Raw genomic sequence first — 17,125 nt, forward strand, 5'->3', positions numbered from 1 at the left:
GCTTTATTTCATTGTCCAGGACTTATCTTATTAAATAGCCGGCGACGATGACGAAAGCAATGAATAACCCAGGCCTCTTACCTTAAATAGTTTGTCAGGAGTTCCATGTCACAACAAATTGAATCAGTAAAAATGGCTCTGCAGGAGCTGGGGATTAATGCAAGCGGCGAATTCTTTTACAACCCTGATTACGATTTGCTTATTGCACATGAAACCTCTCCTGAGCTGACCGGCGCGGCCCGCGGCGTGATGACCGACTCTGGCGCTGTGGCTGTTGATACCGGGATCTTCACCGGCCGTTCGCCGCGCGATAAATACATCGTCCGCGACGAACAGACTCGCGACACCGTCTGGTGGGCAGACTCCGGCCTCGGCCGTAATGACAATAAGCCGTTATCGCCAGACGTGTGGCGCAGCCTGAAAAGCCTGGTCGCGGGCCAGCTGAGCGGCAAAAAACTGTACGTCATCGACGCCTGGTGCGGCGCCAGCCCGGACACCCGTCTTGGCGTACGCTTCGTCACCGAGGTGGCGTGGCAGGCCCACTTTGTCAAAAACATGTTTATCGTGCCAAGCGCCGACGAGCTGGCCAGCTTTACGCCAGACTTCGTGGTGCTCAACGGCGCGGGCTGCACCAATGCCAACTGGCAGGCGCAGGGGATGAACTCCGAGAACTTTGTCGCCTTTAATCTCAGCGAGCGTATTCAGCTCATCGGCGGTACCTGGTACGGCGGCGAAATGAAGAAAGGGCTGTTCTCGGTCATGAACTACCTGCTGCCGCAGAAAGGCATCGCGTCGATGCACTGCTCGGCCAACCGTGGCGAAGCAGGGGACGTGGCGCTGTTCTTCGGCCTCTCCGGGACCGGGAAAACCACCCTGTCGACCGATCCGCATCGTCAGCTGATTGGCGATGACGAGCACGGTTGGGACGATGACGGCGTGTTTAACTTCGAAGGCGGCTGCTACGCTAAGACCATCAATCTCGATCCGCAGGCGGAGCCGGAGATTTATGGCGCCATCCGCCGCAATGCGCTGCTGGAAAACGTGGTGGTGCGCGCTGACGGCAGCGTGGATTATGCCGACGGCAGCAAAACCGAAAACACCCGCGTCTCCTATCCGCTGTCGCATATCGACAATATCGTCAAGCCGGTGTCCCGCGCGGGCCATCCGTCGAAGGTGATTTTCCTTGCCGCCGATGCGTTTGGCGTTCTGCCGCCGGTCTCCCGTCTGACCACCGAGCAGATGCAGTACCATTTCCTGTCGGGTTTCACCTCGAAGCTGGCGGGCACCGAGCGCGGCATTACCCAGCCGACGCCGACCTTCTCCGCCTGCTATGGCGCGGCGTTCCTGCTGCTTCACCCGACCCAGTACGCCAGCGTCCTGGCGGCGAAGATGGCGGAATCCGGTGCCGAAGCCTGGCTGGTCAACACCGGCTGGAACGGCGAGGGCAAACGCCTGTCGCTGCGCGATACCCGCAGCATCATTAGCGCGATCCTCAACGGCACTACCGGCCCGCTGCGCGAGGAGACCATCCCGGTGTTCGGTCTTGCGATCCCGCAGAGCATTCCAGGGGTAGACAGCGCGGTGCTGGATCCGCGTAATGGCTGGAGTTCAGCGGATAAATGGCAGGAGAAGGCCGAGAGCCTGGCTCAGCTGTTTATGGATAACTTCAAGCAGTACAGCGATACCGAAGCGGGCGCGCGTCTGGCGCTGGCCGGTCCGCAGTTGCAGAAGAGCGCGGTCGAAGCCTGATCCGCGGCCAGCAGGTCGACGCCTGGCGCCGACCTGCTGGCGAGCCGCTTTACTCCGCAAAGGCCCGCAGCGCATCGCCAGTGAGGCGATAACGCACCCACTCATCCTGCGGCTGCGCGCCAATGCTCAGATAGAAATCAATCGCCGGCTGGTTCCAGTCGAGCACGCTCCACTCCAGACGCCCGCACTGACGTTGTACAGCATATTGCGCGATGGTTTTCAGCAGCGCTTTTCCGGCGCCGATCCCGCGATAGTCGGGGGTGACGTACAGATCCTCCATATAGATACCATTGCGTCCAAGCCAGGTGGAGTAGCTGGTGAAGAACACCGCGTAGCCCACCGCTTTGCCCGCCACCTCGCAGATCAGCGCTTCGGTTTTGCTGCCGCTGGCAAACAGCGTCTCTCTGATCTCCTCTGGCGTCGTCACTACCTCTTGGGGGGCTTTCTCGTAGACCGCGAGTTCATAAATCATGTCGTAGATAGCGGTGGCGTCGTCCGGGGTGGCCTGGCGGATTGTGATGCTCATGGGTTGTCCTGTATCCATAGTCAAAAGAGAGCAAAATTGCTGACCCTGAGGATAAGCGGTATTGTGAAAAGAATTAAGTGCAATGAAATCAGCAAACGATGAATATTATGCATCCTGTCCTGCGCCGGATTGACCTCAACCTGTTGCCGGTCTTTGACGCGGTCTATCGCTCCCGCTCGGTACGCCTGGCGGCGGAAGAGCTGGCGATGAGCACCTCGGCGCTGAGCCATGCGCTTTCCCGGCTGCGCAGCGCCCTCAACGATCCGCTGTTCTACCGCGAAGGCCACCGGATGTGCCCCAGCGTCTATGCCAGCCAGCTGGCGCCCTCTATCGCTTCGGCGCTGAAGTTTCTCAACCAGGAGCTGACGCCGCCGGCGGCGTTTGTGCCGGCCGCCAGCACCGACTGCATGCAGATTGCGATCACCGATTTCACCGCGTTCTGCGTCTTTCCGACGCTGATGCATCACCTGCAGCGTGAGGCGCCCGGGCTGCGGTTTGAGCTCCGTTATCTGCCCCACAGCCCGGCGCTGACCGAGCTGCTGGCGGGCGAGGTCGACCTGGCCCTCGGGTTCAATACCCCTGACGAGCCAGCCCATCCCGATCTTGAGGAGATTAACTGGCTGCGGGACGAATATGTGGTCATCAGCCAGGCCAACCGGACGGCGCTGACCCTGGACGCCTACCTTGCGGCCCGTCATCTGGTGGTGACCCCGTGGAATGAGCGGCAGGGGGTGCTGGACTGTGAGCTGGAGCGACAGGGCTATTCGCGGCAGGTGGCGATGAAAACCCCCTCGATGCTGAGCGCGCCCTTTATTATTGAGCAGAGCGACCTGTTGATGGCGCTGCCCCGGCGGGCGGCGGAGACGATGGCCCGCGCCGCCCGGCTGACCATTTTCCCGCTGCCGTTTCCGGTTCCGCCGTTTGACGTCAAGATTTACGCCCACCAACGCAGCGGGAAACGCGAGGCTACCCGCTGGCTTATCTCCCTGTTGCAGACGCTGGTGGCGGGGTCCACCGCTTCCTGACGCGCTTTCCAGCCGGCAGGGTATTTCGTTACCCCAGGCCAGGTTTTATGCCTTCAACCCACGGCGACATATCCTGGCCCCGGTCACAAAACGGAAAACTGACTTTTTCGCCGTCACCCGCGGCGTGGTTAGGACGGCGTGTGTTAAATGATTGTATGTAAAAGTAATGTTAATTAGTTAAATGTTATTCATGCGTAAAATGCATTAGTGGATGCGTTTATTACGCTTATTTCGTTCCCGGTTCTGTTTCAGTCTTCAGCGACAGGCGCGCGACAACGCGTGGATAACAAACTGGAGACCTGCATGCATTCAACAACCTCACAGATGAGTACCCGTGACCGGATCGGCGCCATTCTGCGCGTCACGTCCGGTAACTTTCTCGAACAGTTCGACTTTTTCCTGTTCGGGTTTTATGCCACCTACATCGCCCATACCTTTTTTCCGGCGAGCAGTGAATTCGCCTCGCTGATGATGACCTTCGCAGTCTTTGGCGCCGGCTTTTTGATGCGCCCCATCGGCGCTATCGTACTTGGCGCCTATATCGACAAGGTGGGGCGGCGCAAGGGGCTGATCGTCACCCTGTCGATCATGGCCACCGGCACTTTCCTGATCGTGCTGATCCCCTCTTATCAGACCATTGGCCTGTGGGCGCCGCTGCTGGTGCTGATCGGCCGTCTGCTGCAGGGCTTTTCCGCCGGCGCCGAGCTGGGCGGGGTGTCGGTCTATCTGGCCGAGATCGCCACCCCGGGCCGCAAAGGCTTTTACACCAGCTGGCAGTCGGGCAGTCAGCAGGTTGCCATCATGGTGGCAGCCGCGATGGGCTTTGCCCTCAACGCGGTACTGGAGCCGAGCGCTATCAGCGACTGGGGCTGGCGTATTCCGTTCCTTTTCGGCTGCCTGATTGTTCCGTTCATTTTTATCCTGCGCCGTAAGCTGGAGGAGACCCAGGAGTTTACTGCCCGCCGCCATCATCTGGCGATGCGCCAGGTATTCGCCACCCTGCTGGCGAACTGGCAGGTGGTTATCGCCGGGATGATGATGGTGGCGATGACCACCACCGCGTTCTACCTGATCACCGTCTATGCCCCGACCTTTGGTAAAAAGGTGCTGATGCTCAGCGCCTCTGACAGCCTGCTGGTCACGCTGCTGGTGGCGATTTCCAACTTCTTCTGGCTGCCGGTGGGCGGGGCGCTGTCCGACCGCTTTGGCCGCCGGTCGGTGCTGATCGCCATGACCCTGCTGGCGCTGGCTACCGCCTGGCCTGCGCTGACCATGCTGGCGAACGCCCCGAGCTTTTTGATGATGCTGAGCGTGCTGCTGTGGCTGTCGTTTATCTACGGCATGTACAACGGGGCGATGATCCCGGCGCTGACCGAAATTATGCCCGCCGAAGTGCGCGTGGCAGGTTTCTCGCTGGCCTACAGCCTGGCGACCGCGGTGTTTGGCGGCTTCACGCCGGTGATTTCCACGGCGCTGATTGAGTATACCGGTGATAAAGCGTCTCCCGGCTACTGGATGAGCTTTGCCGCCATCTGCGGCCTGCTGGCCACTTGCTACCTCTATCGCCGTAGCGCCGTTGCGCTGCAGACGGCACGTTAATCAGGGAGAAGATGATGCGTAAAACGACAGGAACCCTGCTAGCCACGCTGCTGCTGGCCGCCACCGGCGGCAGCGCGCTGTCCGCTGAGGTCACCGTGATGATCTCCGGCGGCTTCAAAGCGGCGCTGGAAAAGCTGGCCCCGGCGTGGGAAAAACAAACCGGCAACCACCTCGTGGTGATCCCTGGCCCGTCGATGGGAAAAACGCCGCAGGCGATCCCTAACCGTCTGGCGCGCGGCGAACACGCGGACGTGGTGATCATGGTCGGGGACGCGCTGACCAGCCTCGAGAAAGCGGGCCGTACGCAACCGGATTCGCGCCGGGAGCTGGCCGACTCGCCGATCGGCGTGGTGGTGAAGGCGGGGGCGCCGCTGCCGGCTATCCACAGCGCAGACCAGCTGCGGGCGACGCTGCTGGCGGCGCCATCGGTCGCGTACTCCGACAGCGCCAGCGGACGCTATGTCAGCTCGACGCTGTTCCACACCCTGGGCATTGATGACGCGATGCAGAGTAAAGCGCAGATGGTGGAGCGCATTCCGGTGGCCTCGGAAGTGGCCAAGGGACGGTATGCGATCGGTTTTCAGCAGGTGAGCGAACTGCTGCCGGTGCCCGGCGTAACCTTCGTCGGCGAACTGCCGGATAACCTGCAGTACATCACCCGCTTTGCCGGGGCGGTGACCATCAGCGCCGACCACCCGCAGGAAGGCAAGGCGCTGCTGACGTATCTGGCGTCACCGGCGGCGCAGGAGACCATCCACGCCACCGGTATGCGAAGCGTAGCCGCCGCCGCGCCGGTCAGCCAGAAGGATACTGTTCAATAATCAGCTTCTCCAGCTCTGCCGCCACGTAGGACTGAATACGGCCGCTGAGGCGGATCAGGCCTACCGTACGCGTGACCACCGGGTCGGTGAGCGGCACAGCGCGGAGAACGGAATGCTCCCCGGCGGGCATCGACATCGCGGGCACGGCGGCAATGCCGATGCCCGCTTCCACCATCCCCAGCATCGTGGTGATATGACGAGAGTCATTAATTACCTTGTTGATATATAAGCTTATTGTTCTCAAATAACTATGCATTGGGGCATGGATGGGGCAAAGTCCGATAATTTCTGGTTCAACATAGCAATCTGATCGCTGTTACTGTCGGCCATCCAGGCGCCGTAGACATTGAAAACCATTTGGGCGCTTGTGTGCCCCATCTGGCTCGCAATGAAGCTGGGGTTGGCCCCGGCTGACAGTGACCAGCAGGCATAAGTGTGTCTGGACTGATATGCTTTGCGATGCCTTAAACCAGCTCGTTTCAGCGCCGCCTCCCATGAGTCACCAATTGAATCAACCTTGTAATGATAACCAACGTTACTGCTTTTTCTGACCAGCTGAGGATTGAACACAAATGTACAGTCATGAATAGCCGTTCGGCCATACTCCCGTAGTTGTACCTCAATCTGATACTGCTTTCCCAGTCTGGTCATTTCCGCCTGGTTCCTCAAAGCGTCAATGGCTGGTTTGATCAGATGCACGACCCTGTCGGTGCCGGCTTCGGTTTTTGGTGGAGTGAAATCACCGAGTTTCGTATAATTTCGGCGTATGGTCATCGTTCCAGCTTTCAGATCTATGTCTTCCCATGCAAGGGAGACCAACTCACCGTGGCGTAATCCTGTGTAAACCGCAACGGACCACAGGTTTTTCGTTTGCTGATGCGGGCAGGCATCTATGAAACGAATAAATTCGTCACGAGTGAGTGGATCAGGTTCTATCCTGGCCCTTTTAAGCGGCCTGATTCCGTTAAATGGGTTTTCCCGGATATAACCATTATCAGCGGCAAACTGAAACATGCCCGCCATGGTGGTCATGTAATAGTTTGCTGTCGCCACGCTCAAACCGTTCTTCACCGATCCCGCCGACAACATATCTTTCCTGACATACAACAGATCTTCCCTGTTCACGGATGAAGCAAGCTTGTTTCCACCAATCCTCAGCAGCATATTCCTTACAACCGATTCATACCGGTTTATGGCATTAGCGCAGATCTCCATCCGTTTCAGCTCCAGCCATTTTTCAGACAGAAATTTCACGGTGATATCTTTCTTGCAGATGCCGAAAGTTTTCAGGTTTGGCGAATTGGGGAATTGCGCCGCATAGTCAAAGGTCCCCATGCGGATAGCGAAACAAACTGACGTTCGCAGTTCCCCGGCCACCTTCCTGTTTTTAGCGGTGTCAGGGACGCCGAGATTTTCCCTGACACGCTTACCTTTAAAAATGAACCATATGCGGAGTGATTTTCCGTGGTTCTCAACGCCCGTTGGGTATGATTCTTTACTCATTGTTCCCTCCCGACGTCCAGGAGCAGTGAAAGATTACCTGTTTCATGCTAATCGATCACTACCCCTGGCTGTTTCATGGCATAAATCCAGGCATCTACCGCTTTTCTGTTGTACATAAATTCGCAATGGGGCTTTGGATCCCCGTCAGAAGAAATATGCTTGTACTCTCGCCCCAGCAGCCAGGATAATTTACGAGCACGCGTAATGGTGCCGCGCTTCAAGCCTGTAACCGCCATCAACAGGTCTTCTGAAACCCAATCATTTGTCTCTACCTGGATTATTGTCTGCATGCATCACCTCTGCTGCACTCTTTACTGATATAGAATTCCCAGCTGCTGGCGACGGCGTTCATAACCTTAATTGCCATTTCAGCCGTTTCCCTGCTGTCGTAACACTGGAAATACATCTCCTGACCAGTACGTTTAAGCTTCATCATTACCCACATACATCACCTCAGGTGCTTACCACGTTCTTCAAACTCTTCTTGGCAATCAGCACAGCGCTGGCATCCCGCCACCAGTTCCCGGCGCCGATCCGCTATCTCTTCCCCGCAGTCGCGGCAGTGAGTAGCTGAAACTGCGTTATGGTTGATGCGCATGTTCTGGATGGTCATTTCCAGCCGGCGCTCTGCCAGCTCGTTGGCCTGATCGATGATTTCTGGCATGTCAGCGCTCCTTTATATATCCGTTCAAAATACCTATCTCCACATAGAGATGGCTTGGCGTTAACCCAAGCTGCTTTATCAGCGGCATGCATCCGTTGAGGATCGGTCGTGATATCTCGTCGCAACTTAAAGCGGGAGATGACCGCCGTTGTGCCTTAACCTCATCGTTGGCCCTGCGTGCGATGCTTCTGAGCGCATTTTTCTTTTCTTCTGGCGTCATGCTTCCTCCCGTTTCTTATTGAGGTGGGGTGCATTCGAAAGGAAAACGGCCTTTGCAAATCCCAGGGGAGTAGCACTGCGAATGTTGGCACGCTCGTCGCTGGGCGGACATTCGTGAATTCGGTTGTCCGGATACCAGTCAGTCACCAATCCGGCAAAGGACGTTCCGGATATGGCCTCGATCGCCTTTTTCTTCGGCACCATGCGGCCGCAGGCCAGCTTTACGGCGTCGATAGCCGCTTCAACCATCGGGTGCATATTCTCTGCCGGCGCCTTGAAGCCGTTACCCGTCCAGAGGCATGTCTGCTTCGTGTAGTTGTCATCTGCGCACAGCCCAGTGAACTGGTACGGATGGAACGTGTAATCGGCCGAGCCGAAGATACTACTGAACACGCTCACCGGGTTTTCGAATGCCCACGGGCAGCCGGCCGCCAAGCCAACCATCCGGCATTGCTCAGCGACCAGCGCGGCCTTTCCTTGGAAATGCGGGTCTTTGGCGCGCTTGGACTCGAACCAGCGGGACCCGGAAACAGCCACGTCCGTGCATGGTGGGAAGCCGATGACGATGACGACGTTCTCAGAGCGGATGATCTGAGATAGCCGCGGCATCGCCTCAAGGATGGTTGCTGATATGCGCTCAACAGGACCGTCGATCGAAGTTTCATGGTGTTGCGGGTCCACCAGGACGGCGCGATAACCTGCATCGACCCATGGCTCAGCCATGACGCCAGTGATATCGCACAGACAGATAATGGTTCCTCTGCTCATGCTGCCTCCAGATTCCCGATCCGCTTTAACTCAGCCAGCGATACGGTCGTGATGATGTGTCGCGGGGTGATGTACGGGCGCCAGATAAACAGGAGCGAGCCTTTGGGGTTGCTCTGACGCTTTCCTGTAACAGATGCCGGAACAAACTGAACACGGCCGCCGGTTATCAGCCTGAGTTCATCAGCTGATTGCATGGCTGAAATAAACCAGCCAGTAGAGATGTCAGCTGGTAGCAACATCACTACGACCTGAGACTGCGCCCGGGATTGTTCAGCAGCTTTTTCCACCCACGGCCAAATATCGGAATAGGGCGGGTTACACCATATCGCCCCGTATGACGTCCATTCGCTGTTCAGCGAGTCATCCAGCTCAGTGAGATAGTGAGCGCATAGCGCGTTACTCTCAGAGGCTGCAGCATCCAGCCAGAAGCCAAACTCGCGGTCGAGCGCGTTGAAAATTTCAATCGGCGTTTGCCAGTAGTCACGTTCATTTTTTGGAGTTTTCGATCCGCCGTAATCAGTCATTGCGCACCTCTTTTCGTGCCTGCCTTTCTCATGCGGCTTAAAGTCCTGGATACCGATGCAACGCTGCGGCCCATCTTCATGGCGATGCTTTTATGCGACTCGCCTGCAGCGCGCATTTCAGCGACGATCTGCTTCTCTTCTGGCTTCCATGGCTTGTAGACAAACGCTGTGCTGATGGAATAGCTCTGTGCCAGACGGTAAAAGTTCGCCTGGCTAATCCCCAGCGCATCCGCTGCGCGACAGGCAGGCATGGTTCCGGCGACGGCGCGGAATTGCTCTGGTGTGATACTCTGCTTATTCATTGGGCCTCCCGTGGTAACCGGTAAATTTCTCCGCCAAGCGTCCCGTTTCCCCAGCGCTCGACGGCCAGGAATGGCTTAACCATTTCCAGTTCAGGCGCCGAGATGAACACTTCTTTCATCTCAAGTGCTGGCGCCCACCCGGCGTAATAAGGTTCATGAACATTCAGGGTTATCCCTGCGTTGTGCCCAAGGGCGCCCGCTGCGGTCTGCCAGCGATGAAATACCGTAATGTTGTTCCGCGCGTCCTTGCGCAGGATGGACAGGATTGACTCAGCTGTGACTTTCATGGCTGCCACCACTTGCGGCTTGTTTCAGTTCTCTCAGGCGGATGCCGGTAACGTCCCTGCACTTCGTCTGATGCTCAGGGAAGCCATGAAGGCTGTTCCATGCTTTTCCGTAGTTATCCTGGAGGGCCTTCGGATCGTTCTCTGAGCCTGCGTAAGCAGTGAAATCAGCGAGAATCTGATCTGCGTCTGCTGACCTTACCTGGTGAGCCTCATAGTCAGGGTCCACAGTCGTCTCTTCTGTAGGGATGCAGAACGCCTGAAAAGCTGCATATTTGTACGCAATCGACATGGCTTTGTTCGTTGCTTTATCGCCGCTGTCCATCGCCTCGCCGTAGGTGACGACGGTATGAGTGCTGCCGTCCTCCGTGCTGACAAAATCGAACTCAGCCCGGACGGTTACATAAAACAACGCGCCACCATTTTTGCTGGTTCGTTCACAGCATGACCGCTCAGTACACCGCGGGAGGATCAGTAACTTGTGCTTCACCAGAGCAGGGGCCAGAGCGTTGTAAACGTCATCGATCCCACGGAATGCGTAGTTGACCTGGCTGCCCTGTTTTCTGGCCTTGCTGATGCCTTTCTCTGCCAGCTCTCCGGCCACAGCGCTGATAGCGGCGTATACTTTTTTATCCGTCATTGAAAATTCCCCGCGAATTCATCCCAGCTGATCACCGGATTCTGCCGTTCAGCAGAAAGGTTTACTGGTTCGTCATGGTCGAAATCACGTTCGCCGATCGCATCGCTCATCAGCTGAATGAATTCGTCGTCATTCCATTTTTCCGCCGCGCTCATGCTGCTTTCTCCCGATGTGTAATGACGTAGCCATGCTCCGCCAGACATTCGATCACCACATCCCAATCCAGCTGCATGAGGACTTCACGACTGTTAACCGTCCCCGAAAGCACCACGTCTTCCAGTTCGACGGTTAACGTGTTATGCGGGCCTACAGATGTGCGCATGTCTGTGCATTCACATTTGATGTTCATAAGCACCTCAGTAACTGATACCGGTATGGGGAATGCGGCCGTCTTTAACCGCGGTGAGCACCTCGATAGCCTGATCCCGGGTAAGGCTGGTATTGGCCATCAGGGCCTTAACAACCTCGACACCTACGGCCTTGCGGTGCTTAACGTCGGCTTCGCGGCGCGCCTGCTCATCGGCTTTACGTTTCTCCTCAGCCAGGCGGGCATGTTCGCGTTGCTCTGCCTCGCGGCGGATGCGATCGGCTTCTTCCTGTGCTTTGCGGCGCTCTGCTTCAACAGCGGCCTGCTTTTCACGCTCCGCACGCTCAGCTGCTTCTCTCTGCTCACGTTCGGCTCGCTCTTTGGCCAAAATCGCTTCGCGCTCTCTGGCGGCTGCGGCGTCAATTTCACGCTGCGCCTGTTCTGCCGCTTCACGCTTCGCTTTCTCTTCTGCCAGGCGCTTAATCTCTTCTTCGCGGGCAATGCGCTGGCGTTCGGCTTCTGCTTTCTTCTCAGCCTGCTCACGGTCGAAAGCGTCATTCATCAGCAGAGCCATTTCGTGGTCAGACTCAATCCGAGCAGCCAGCTGCCGATCGAACTCTTCATTCATGGCCAGTGCTTCGGCATGCAGTGCGTTCATGGCTTCTTCGGCCTTAATGCGCTCCTGCTCGGCTTCCCATTCGGTCAACGGCTTACGTGTCGCATCGCGCAGCTCGTCACATGCGTCAACGAACCGCTTAATTTCCGCCTCAGCAGGGCGCACAGCCTCTTTAAGGCGCTTCAGGTACTCGCGCCCCGGCTTTTCGATTGCCGTCTTGCTGCGTGATACCTGCGCCGCGAGAGAAGCGACACGATCACGACCTTTCTTGGTGGTCAGGTCCGGAACCTCGTTCACGGCCTGGCGAATCTGCTCCAGGTAAGCGTCAAGACCGCCAGCCCGGTACAGGGTCGGCGCCTGTTCTGGTTTTATTTCGATGACGGTTAAATCCATTATTTCGCTCATGGTTTCCCCTGAAATTTGGTTGTGAAACGCCCGGCACCGTAATGGCTGCCTGATAGCTCAGTTAAATTCTTCGTTTCGATTACCGGCTGAGGCCTTGTCCCAACCCGTTCAGATAAACTTCAACCAGCAAGTCGGTTGTGTAAGTCCGCTCAATCCCGCGATGCAGGTAGAGGCGGCCGCGTTTATTTGCTGATGCTGTCCAGGTGCTTTCCCGATGCTTAACCAGCATTCCTGGGAGAACGGCGCCGCGGTTAACGGTCTGTGTCCCGTAATGATGACTAACCATTGAACACCCCCGTAACATGCAGAATTTTGATAATCAACGCTGTCCAGATAACGCCGCAGATCAGCAGGCAGTAAATCAGTGAACGAATGCCTTGTTTGCTCATTTTCCACCCCAGCACGGATAGCTAACTGCGAGAACAGCAACCAAAAACGGAACGACCTTTAACCAAAAATTACGCCATGCAGGCTTGTCTTCTTCGCGGATCATCTCTTCACCTTTGCCTTATCGCGGCTAACGGGACGTTTTGACTTCACCCCGGCGTTGCCGGTGTTGTTTGGATGAATTGAATATACAAAATACAATCAATCTTGTAAACACATAAAATTGTATTTTGTTGTATTTAACAATCAAGCGGTTGTTTTTGTTGTTTTTATATTTGTTTTTTTGGCGTACTTCAGGAAGGAATGTTGTGTTACAGGCGAAAAAAAAGCCCGGCATCGGGCTTTGCAGTAGTGATAGTGGTTATTTTTGCAGGGATTTTATTGCGGAAGGAGTAAGCATAGAAGGGGGAAGGCTGCGAAGGTTATAAATGTAAGTCATATAGCACCCGCAATCCCTTGGAAGCGGTATGTCATTAAGAAATCCATCAACCCCGGGCTTTATCAATTTTTTCTTTATCGCCCATGATCCCTTAATTGTATAGATCCTCCCCTCTCGTTCTGCATGCTCTTTGCAGCCCCTTGATTTCCATACAGCCGCAAGGGCATTGTTATCAACTGCATAACTGTGATCAGCCGCATTAAGTAGCGTTTTCGCATTTTTAACCGAAGAGTCTATGCTAACTGGTTGATACTGTTTTAAATTCTTTTTTGTGGACTGTTTTTTATGCCAAATAAAAACGAACAGGCAACACGTAACTGCTAAGAATGCCCCAAGCAAAAAAGAGAAAAAACTCATGATTACAATACCTTAAAGGTTAAAGTAAAACTGAATACCAGAAAACCCTTCCTATGATTTCAACATCCTGCTCCATTGCCTCTTCGTCCTCTCGGTTGAAGCTGCGTATCACAAGAATTCCACCTGGCTTACGGTATAACTGCTTTATCCGCTTTAGCTTTTCATCTCCGGCACCTGGTTGCGCGATAGCATATAGTTTTCCATCAATGATCCGTTTGTTATTGGTGTCTACTGCAACCGTTGTTCCATCTGGAATAACAGGCTCCATACTGTCTCCAGTGGCTGGGAAGCAGATAACTCCTGAACCATCGCTGTTAGCGCCAACTCTTCGTAAAGTTGCTTTGGAGAACCTCAACTTAAAGCCATTGTGATCATCGCTTTGAATGCGGCCATCCCCACAGGCAAATTCGATATCTTTCAAAAAAGGCACTTCTACTTCGCCCTCACTTAGTGGGGTATTTTTGTCCCATGAATCGACTTGGGACCATTCTTTTTCGGGAGGAATTTCACTGGTCATTTCATGCTCACCAGTTAAGAGCCAGCTAACTGAGCACTTTAAAGCTGCTGCCAGCTCCGGCAAGTATCTTGGGCGCTTAGTCCTTCCGTCTTCGAGTTGCTGTATGGCCTGCTGAGAGGTTTTAGCTAGTGAAGCCAGCTCCGCTTGCGTCAATGATAGCTCCGCACGCCTAAGTTTTACTCTGTCCGCAATATTCATATCCACCTCATAAACCGATCCCTCATGCTTACAAGAAACAAGGTATTTGACAAACAAGTTTGTTTGACAATAAAATACAAATAACCTTGTAAAGGAGGCATCATGGAAACTCTTTCTGACCGCGTTAAAAAACGCCGCAGTGAACTTAATTTGACCCAGGCCGGTCTTGCTGAGCTTTCTGGAACCAAACAGCAGACTATTCAGCAAGTTGAATCCGGATTAACAAAACGCCCACGCAAGCTCATTGAGCTGGCGACTGCCCTTCAGTGCGAGCCACGCTGGCTTCTTTTTGGAGAGCAAGGGAATAAAACCAATGCCGCCTAACCGGCGGCCTTTCAATCAACACCAGAGGAAGTATCACAAATGGAGAACGCAATTAAACGCAATAAGGACAACGCACGTCGCATCGAAACATGGCTGCTGAATCGCATCTCTCTCATGGGAGGGAAAAAAGTGGCCATGGCTGTAGGCGTCAATGAGTCGCAGGTTACGCGCTGGAAATCATCATGGGTGCCGAAAATGGCGATGTTACTGGCCGTTCTTGAGTGGGGGCGTTGTCGATGATGACATGGCCCGTCTGGCAAAGGAGGTGGCGAGTATTCTCAGAAAAGAGATGGCCCCAAAGTGCTCGAAACACTTTGAGGCCTGATGCGAATTAACTGGATCAATTCACAGGAGTAATTATGGCAAATACTGCCGAAGTAATCAATTTCCCTGTGCCTGTCGTGGCACTACAGGAGCTGCGCGTGGCAGATCTCGACGATGGGTTTACGCGCATCGCCAATGAGCTCCTTGAAGCTGTCATGCATGCGGGTCTGTCGCAGCATCAGCTTTTGGTGTTCATGGCTGTCATGCGCAAAACATACGGCTTCAACAAGAAGGCTGACTGGGTTAGTAACGAGCAGCTCTCGGAGCTGACCGGTATTCTCCCGCATAAGTGCTCAGCTGCAAAAAGCATCCTGGTTAAGCGGGGGATATTAACTCAAACCGGTCGTGTTATCGGGATTAATAAAACGGTCAGCGAATGGTCATCTTTACCCGTAAAAGGTACAGAAAAGAAACCTTACCTGAAAAAGGTAACATTACCCGAATCAGGTAAGAAAAGTTTACCCGAATCAGGTAACGCCTATTACCCGAATCAGGTAAACACAAAAGACAAACATACAAAAGACAATAAAGACAATATTAATAACCCCCCTAAATCCCCCCGGGCGGTTTCGTTCGATGCGTCAGCTATTCAGTTGCCTGACTGGCTTTCTGCAGAAATCTGGTCGTCATGGGTGGCATATCGTCGCGACCTGAAAAAGCCGATCAAGTCTCAGCAGACGGTCACCCAGGCTATCAACCTGCTGGACCGCTGCAGACTGAACGGTTACGCGCCCGAAGAAATTATCAACCGCAGCATCGCCAATGGCTGGCAAGGCCTGTTTGAGCCAAATGGTGCCAAGCCTCAACCAACTCAACAGGTGCGAGTTGCCGAAAATTTCGCAGGGAAGGACTACGGGCAGACTGAAATCCCATCATGGGCGAGGGACTGATCATGGAACTGGAAGAAAAAATCACTGCCATTGAGCGGATGCTTGATCAGCTGAGTAAACCACCGGAAGACATACCGAATTGCGAAGTGGTTATCGAGCGCGTCTGTTGCGAAAAGCATGGCGAGTATGAGCAGCGAAAGCGGATCCTGACCAGCAGCATCATCAATCTGCCATCACCGCCGACACGCTGCCCTGGCTGCCTGGAAGACGAACTGAATTTTCTGAGGGATGAAAAGGTTCGCTGGGATAAGCGAGTTCGCCAGCAAACTGCAGAAAGGCTGCTTCGCCAGCTGGACATACCAGAGCGATTCTCCACGTGCACTCTGGACAGCTACAAGCCTGTTGGGAAGGATTCTGAGCGAGCATTACGGGTCTGCCAGGCCTACGCATCGAAATGGACTGATCGCCTCCAGCAGGGCGGTGGGTTGGTTATGTGTGGCAAGCCTGGTACCGGTAAAAACCACCTTGCGCTGGCCATTGCCCGCCATGTGATTGAGAACCACCAAAGCTCAGTCATTTTCACGACGGCGCTCAAGATTGCCCGGGAGTTTAAATCGACCTGGTCAAAAACAGCCACGCGCACTGAGGATGAGGTGATCCGCTACTTCACGAAGCCAGACCTTCTCATTGTCGATGAGGTTGGTGTGCAGTTTGGCAGCGAAGCCGAGAAGATGATCATGTTTGAAATCATCAACACCCGCTACGAGCGCCTGAAGCCGACGATCCTGATCAGCAACCTGCCGAAGGATGAGCTGACGCAGTTTATCGGCGAGCGCGTCATCGACCGCATGAACGACGGCGGAGGCTGCACGATTTCGTTTACCTGGGACAGCTATCGGGAGAACCGGTCATGACAGGAAAAGACGCAATTCTGAACTACCTGAAAACGCATAAAACCTGCAGTTCTCCAGATGTCGCCGCAGCGTCCGGAATGACGCATACCTGCATCAACCAGGCTGCAAATATCCTGGCAAAGCAGGGGGTGCTGGTAGCGGAAGCTCGCGTGTGGCGTACGGTTTACTACCGGTTGGCCACCGAAGAAGAGATTGCAGGCAGGAAGAGCACCAATCAGATTTTCAACGAGTGTCGGCAAAGCCCGGCGATGAAGCGGGTACTGGCTGTTTACGGGAGAACATCAGCATGACTATCACACTACAGGCAGTAAACAAGCTCATCGCCTCCATGGAGAGCGCAGGCGAGCTGTCGATCAGAGAGCAGAAGTTCCTGAAGCTGGCTAAAGAGTTTCGCATTTGCAGCGCTTCACTGGATGCCGCCATAAAAACCGGGAATATGCTGGCAGACCAAAATGCTCAACTGGCTGCGGAGAATGTGGCGCTGAAGGACATCAACGCATGGTGCAAAACGGATGCATTCAAAAACATGTACCGGGAGTTTAAAACAGCAGAGGCGCTTGGATGCTCTGATGCGGATTGCATGCATGATGCAATGCTTGTCGCAATTATGCATGCGCCTGCCACCCCCGCCACCGATCGCATCGTAGCCGGGATTAAGGCTGACGGGGTGGAGGAGTTTGCGGCAAAACTTCGAATTCCTGGTGATGACCAGTTTTTTGACGCTTTAGCAAAAGGGATTGCACTTGCTGCTGACGACTTCGCCAAGCAACTGCGCGAGGGGGCCGACAAATGAGCAGGAATGACTTCAGGCGACCGATAGCTGAGCACATCTCAAACATTCGCTCAGAGCTGGCAAAAATACCAGCAGAAAAGCGTCTTCACG

Annotated in this window: 26 protein-coding genes and 2 pseudogenes; 10 read left to right on the forward strand and 18 right to left on the reverse strand. The window is 54.8% G+C overall.

Annotated elements, in window-relative coordinates; genetic code table 11:
- Positions 1-105 precede the first annotated feature (105 nt).
- On the forward strand, positions 106-1,749 hold the full coding sequence (pckA, locus tag KB892_RS08695; RefSeq protein ID WP_004148802.1) for a phosphoenolpyruvate carboxykinase (ATP): 1,644 nt from the start codon (positions 106-108) through the stop codon (positions 1,747-1,749).
- A gap of 49 nt (positions 1,750-1,798) precedes the next feature.
- Here the strand turns inward: pckA and KB892_RS08700 are convergent, their stop codons facing one another.
- Positions 1,799-2,275 carry a GNAT family N-acetyltransferase gene (locus KB892_RS08700; RefSeq protein WP_004189338.1) on the reverse strand — a complete coding sequence of 159 codons (477 nt, stop codon included), beginning with the start codon at positions 2,273-2,275 and terminating at the stop codon, positions 1,799-1,801.
- Between the two features lie 98 nt (positions 2,276-2,373).
- Here KB892_RS08700 and KB892_RS08705 point away from each other — a divergent pair, with 98 nt between their 5' ends.
- The 3 genes from KB892_RS08705 (at position 2,374) to KB892_RS08715 (ending at position 5,720) form a co-directional block, all read left to right on the forward strand.
- Positions 2,374-3,300, forward strand: coding sequence for a LysR family transcriptional regulator (locus KB892_RS08705; RefSeq protein ID WP_004189341.1), 927 nt, complete (start codon positions 2,374-2,376; stop codon positions 3,298-3,300).
- A gap of 303 nt (positions 3,301-3,603) precedes the next feature.
- Positions 3,604-4,899, forward strand: a complete 1,296-nt coding sequence (locus KB892_RS08710; RefSeq protein WP_004175494.1) for an MFS transporter — start codon at positions 3,604-3,606, stop codon at positions 4,897-4,899.
- Positions 4,900-4,910: 11 nt separating this feature from the next.
- The gene (locus tag KB892_RS08715) at positions 4,911-5,720 is read left to right on the forward strand and encodes a substrate-binding domain-containing protein (protein ID WP_004899032.1); all 810 of its coding nucleotides are present in this window, start codon (positions 4,911-4,913) and stop codon (positions 5,718-5,720) included.
- Here the strand turns inward: KB892_RS08715 and KB892_RS08720 are convergent.
- The 17 genes and pseudogenes from KB892_RS08720 to KB892_RS08800 all read right to left on the reverse strand — a co-directional run.
- Positions 5,695-5,931 (reverse strand): annotated as a pseudogene (locus tag KB892_RS08720) (LysR substrate-binding domain-containing protein); the annotation flags it as partial. The gene KB892_RS08715 and the pseudogene KB892_RS08720 overlap by 26 nt on opposite strands.
- A gap of 29 nt (positions 5,932-5,960) precedes the next feature.
- Positions 5,961-7,223 carry a tyrosine-type recombinase/integrase gene (locus KB892_RS08725; RefSeq protein WP_135712846.1) on the reverse strand — a complete coding sequence of 421 codons (1,263 nt, stop codon included), beginning with the start codon at positions 7,221-7,223 and terminating at the stop codon, positions 5,961-5,963.
- Between the two features lie 47 nt (positions 7,224-7,270).
- A complete protein-coding gene (gene xisR, locus KB892_RS08730) occupies positions 7,271-7,513 on the reverse strand; it encodes an excisionase family protein (RefSeq protein WP_019725112.1) in 243 nt (80 codons plus the stop codon).
- A gap of 158 nt (positions 7,514-7,671) precedes the next feature.
- Positions 7,672-7,887: a TraR/DksA family transcriptional regulator gene (locus KB892_RS08735; RefSeq protein WP_094819111.1), complete on the reverse strand. Its 216-nt coding sequence runs from the start codon at positions 7,885-7,887 to the stop codon at positions 7,672-7,674.
- Between the two features lies 1 nt (position 7,888).
- Positions 7,889-8,107, reverse strand: a complete 219-nt coding sequence (locus KB892_RS08740) for a hypothetical protein (protein ID WP_004151314.1) — start codon at positions 8,105-8,107, stop codon at positions 7,889-7,891.
- The gene (locus KB892_RS08745; RefSeq protein WP_094819110.1) at positions 8,104-8,874 is read right to left on the reverse strand and encodes a dcm methylase; all 771 of its coding nucleotides are present in this window, start codon (positions 8,872-8,874) and stop codon (positions 8,104-8,106) included. The genes KB892_RS08740 and KB892_RS08745 overlap by 4 nt, the downstream gene beginning before the upstream one ends.
- The gene (locus KB892_RS08750) at positions 8,871-9,398 is read right to left on the reverse strand and encodes a phage N-6-adenine-methyltransferase (protein WP_094819109.1); all 528 of its coding nucleotides are present in this window, start codon (positions 9,396-9,398) and stop codon (positions 8,871-8,873) included. Before KB892_RS08750 ends, KB892_RS08745 begins: the two co-directional genes overlap by 4 nt.
- Positions 9,395-9,700: a helix-turn-helix domain-containing protein gene (locus KB892_RS08755; RefSeq protein WP_024622733.1), complete on the reverse strand. Its 306-nt coding sequence runs from the start codon at positions 9,698-9,700 to the stop codon at positions 9,395-9,397. The genes KB892_RS08750 and KB892_RS08755 overlap by 4 nt, the downstream gene beginning before the upstream one ends.
- The gene (locus KB892_RS08760; RefSeq protein WP_064179354.1) at positions 9,697-9,987 is read right to left on the reverse strand and encodes a hypothetical protein; all 291 of its coding nucleotides are present in this window, start codon (positions 9,985-9,987) and stop codon (positions 9,697-9,699) included. Before KB892_RS08760 ends, KB892_RS08755 begins: the two co-directional genes overlap by 4 nt.
- The gene (locus KB892_RS08765; RefSeq protein ID WP_094819108.1) at positions 9,971-10,624 is read right to left on the reverse strand and encodes an ERF family protein; all 654 of its coding nucleotides are present in this window, start codon (positions 10,622-10,624) and stop codon (positions 9,971-9,973) included. The genes KB892_RS08760 and KB892_RS08765 overlap by 17 nt, the downstream gene beginning before the upstream one ends.
- Positions 10,621-10,779, reverse strand: a complete 159-nt coding sequence (locus tag KB892_RS08770) for a hypothetical protein (RefSeq protein WP_158225006.1) — start codon at positions 10,777-10,779, stop codon at positions 10,621-10,623. Before KB892_RS08770 ends, KB892_RS08765 begins: the two co-directional genes overlap by 4 nt.
- Positions 10,776-10,946 carry a hypothetical protein gene (locus KB892_RS08775; RefSeq protein ID WP_012542637.1) on the reverse strand — a complete coding sequence of 57 codons (171 nt, stop codon included), beginning with the start codon at positions 10,944-10,946 and terminating at the stop codon, positions 10,776-10,778. Before KB892_RS08775 ends, KB892_RS08770 begins: the two co-directional genes overlap by 4 nt.
- Before the next feature lie 34 nt (positions 10,947-10,980).
- Positions 10,981-11,952, reverse strand: coding sequence for a hypothetical protein (locus tag KB892_RS08780; protein ID WP_094819107.1), 972 nt, complete (start codon positions 11,950-11,952; stop codon positions 10,981-10,983).
- A gap of 79 nt (positions 11,953-12,031) precedes the next feature.
- The gene (locus tag KB892_RS08785) at positions 12,032-12,238 is read right to left on the reverse strand and encodes a phage encoded cell division inhibitor protein (RefSeq protein WP_008807814.1); all 207 of its coding nucleotides are present in this window, start codon (positions 12,236-12,238) and stop codon (positions 12,032-12,034) included.
- Complete coding sequence (locus tag KB892_RS08790) at positions 12,231-12,356, reverse strand: hypothetical protein (protein ID WP_009652632.1); 126 nt, start codon at positions 12,354-12,356, stop codon at positions 12,231-12,233. The genes KB892_RS08785 and KB892_RS08790 overlap by 8 nt, the downstream gene beginning before the upstream one ends.
- A 344-nt stretch (positions 12,357-12,700) precedes the next feature.
- Positions 12,701-13,135, reverse strand: coding sequence for a hypothetical protein (locus KB892_RS08795; protein ID WP_129111273.1), 435 nt, complete (start codon positions 13,133-13,135; stop codon positions 12,701-12,703).
- 19 nt (positions 13,136-13,154) lie between these two features.
- Positions 13,155-13,850, reverse strand: coding sequence for an XRE family transcriptional regulator (locus tag KB892_RS08800; RefSeq protein ID WP_029363661.1), 696 nt, complete (start codon positions 13,848-13,850; stop codon positions 13,155-13,157).
- Between the two features lie 102 nt (positions 13,851-13,952).
- Between KB892_RS08800 and KB892_RS08805 the strand changes: the two genes are divergently transcribed.
- The 6 genes and pseudogenes from KB892_RS08805 (at position 13,953) to KB892_RS08830 (ending at position 17,035) form a co-directional block, all read left to right on the forward strand.
- Complete coding sequence (locus KB892_RS08805) at positions 13,953-14,174, forward strand: helix-turn-helix domain-containing protein (RefSeq protein ID WP_040182097.1); 222 nt, start codon at positions 13,953-13,955, stop codon at positions 14,172-14,174.
- A gap of 39 nt (positions 14,175-14,213) precedes the next feature.
- A pseudogene (locus KB892_RS08810) lies at positions 14,214-14,499 on the forward strand (CII family transcriptional regulator).
- A 34-nt stretch (positions 14,500-14,533) separates the two neighbouring features.
- The gene (locus KB892_RS08815; protein ID WP_101307363.1) at positions 14,534-15,388 is read left to right on the forward strand and encodes a replication protein; all 855 of its coding nucleotides are present in this window, start codon (positions 14,534-14,536) and stop codon (positions 15,386-15,388) included.
- A gap of 2 nt (positions 15,389-15,390) precedes the next feature.
- A complete protein-coding gene (locus KB892_RS08820) occupies positions 15,391-16,242 on the forward strand; it encodes an ATP-binding protein (RefSeq protein WP_224948381.1) in 852 nt (283 codons plus the stop codon).
- A complete protein-coding gene (locus KB892_RS08825; protein ID WP_004151295.1) occupies positions 16,239-16,532 on the forward strand; it encodes a protein ren in 294 nt (97 codons plus the stop codon). Before KB892_RS08820 ends, KB892_RS08825 begins: the two co-directional genes overlap by 4 nt.
- Positions 16,529-17,035 (forward strand): hypothetical protein, encoded by a 507-nt coding sequence (locus KB892_RS08830; protein WP_004151294.1) that lies wholly within the window; start codon positions 16,529-16,531, stop codon positions 17,033-17,035. The genes KB892_RS08825 and KB892_RS08830 overlap by 4 nt, the downstream gene beginning before the upstream one ends.
- The last annotated feature ends 90 nt before the right edge of the window (positions 17,036-17,125 follow it).

Origin of the sequence: Klebsiella sp. P1927 (genome assembly GCF_018204675.1) — a bacterium.
Taxonomy (GTDB): domain Bacteria; phylum Pseudomonadota; class Gammaproteobacteria; order Enterobacterales; family Enterobacteriaceae; genus Klebsiella; species Klebsiella pneumoniae.

Bases quoted from the DNA above. Each gene is read 5' to 3' on its own strand.
- pckA (WP_004148802.1), top strand. From the start codon at position 106: ATGTCACAACAAATTGAATCAGTAAAAATGGCTCTGCAGGAGCTGGGG.
- KB892_RS08700 (WP_004189338.1), bottom strand. From the start codon at position 2,275: ATGAGCATCACAATCCGCCAGGCCACCCCGGACGACGCCACCGCTATC.
- KB892_RS08705 (WP_004189341.1), top strand. From the start codon at position 2,374: ATGAATATTATGCATCCTGTCCTGCGCCGGATTGACCTCAACCTGTTG.
- KB892_RS08710 (WP_004175494.1), top strand. From the start codon at position 3,604: ATGCATTCAACAACCTCACAGATGAGTACCCGTGACCGGATCGGCGCC.
- KB892_RS08715 (WP_004899032.1), top strand. From the start codon at position 4,911: ATGATGCGTAAAACGACAGGAACCCTGCTAGCCACGCTGCTGCTGGCC.
- KB892_RS08725 (WP_135712846.1), bottom strand. From the start codon at position 7,223: ATGAGTAAAGAATCATACCCAACGGGCGTTGAGAACCACGGAAAATCA.
- xisR (WP_019725112.1), bottom strand. From the start codon at position 7,513: ATGCAGACAATAATCCAGGTAGAGACAAATGATTGGGTTTCAGAAGAC.
- KB892_RS08735 (WP_094819111.1), bottom strand. From the start codon at position 7,887: ATGCCAGAAATCATCGATCAGGCCAACGAGCTGGCAGAGCGCCGGCTG.
- KB892_RS08740 (WP_004151314.1), bottom strand. From the start codon at position 8,107: ATGACGCCAGAAGAAAAGAAAAATGCGCTCAGAAGCATCGCACGCAGG.
- KB892_RS08745 (WP_094819110.1), bottom strand. From the start codon at position 8,874: ATGAGCAGAGGAACCATTATCTGTCTGTGCGATATCACTGGCGTCATG.
- KB892_RS08750 (WP_094819109.1), bottom strand. From the start codon at position 9,398: ATGACTGATTACGGCGGATCGAAAACTCCAAAAAATGAACGTGACTAC.
- KB892_RS08755 (WP_024622733.1), bottom strand. From the start codon at position 9,700: ATGAATAAGCAGAGTATCACACCAGAGCAATTCCGCGCCGTCGCCGGA.
- KB892_RS08760 (WP_064179354.1), bottom strand. From the start codon at position 9,987: ATGAAAGTCACAGCTGAGTCAATCCTGTCCATCCTGCGCAAGGACGCG.
- KB892_RS08765 (WP_094819108.1), bottom strand. From the start codon at position 10,624: ATGACGGATAAAAAAGTATACGCCGCTATCAGCGCTGTGGCCGGAGAG.
- KB892_RS08770 (WP_158225006.1), bottom strand. From the start codon at position 10,779: ATGAGCGCGGCGGAAAAATGGAATGACGACGAATTCATTCAGCTGATG.
- KB892_RS08775 (WP_012542637.1), bottom strand. From the start codon at position 10,946: ATGCGCACATCTGTAGGCCCGCATAACACGTTAACCGTCGAACTGGAA.
- KB892_RS08780 (WP_094819107.1), bottom strand. From the start codon at position 11,952: ATGAGCGAAATAATGGATTTAACCGTCATCGAAATAAAACCAGAACAG.
- KB892_RS08785 (WP_008807814.1), bottom strand. From the start codon at position 12,238: ATGGTTAGTCATCATTACGGGACACAGACCGTTAACCGCGGCGCCGTT.
- KB892_RS08795 (WP_129111273.1), bottom strand. From the start codon at position 13,135: ATGAGTTTTTTCTCTTTTTTGCTTGGGGCATTCTTAGCAGTTACGTGT.
- KB892_RS08800 (WP_029363661.1), bottom strand. From the start codon at position 13,850: ATGAATATTGCGGACAGAGTAAAACTTAGGCGTGCGGAGCTATCATTG.
- KB892_RS08805 (WP_040182097.1), top strand. From the start codon at position 13,953: ATGGAAACTCTTTCTGACCGCGTTAAAAAACGCCGCAGTGAACTTAAT.
- KB892_RS08815 (WP_101307363.1), top strand. From the start codon at position 14,534: ATGGCAAATACTGCCGAAGTAATCAATTTCCCTGTGCCTGTCGTGGCA.
- KB892_RS08820 (WP_224948381.1), top strand. From the start codon at position 15,391: ATGGAACTGGAAGAAAAAATCACTGCCATTGAGCGGATGCTTGATCAG.
- KB892_RS08825 (WP_004151295.1), top strand. From the start codon at position 16,239: ATGACAGGAAAAGACGCAATTCTGAACTACCTGAAAACGCATAAAACC.
- KB892_RS08830 (WP_004151294.1), top strand. From the start codon at position 16,529: ATGACTATCACACTACAGGCAGTAAACAAGCTCATCGCCTCCATGGAG.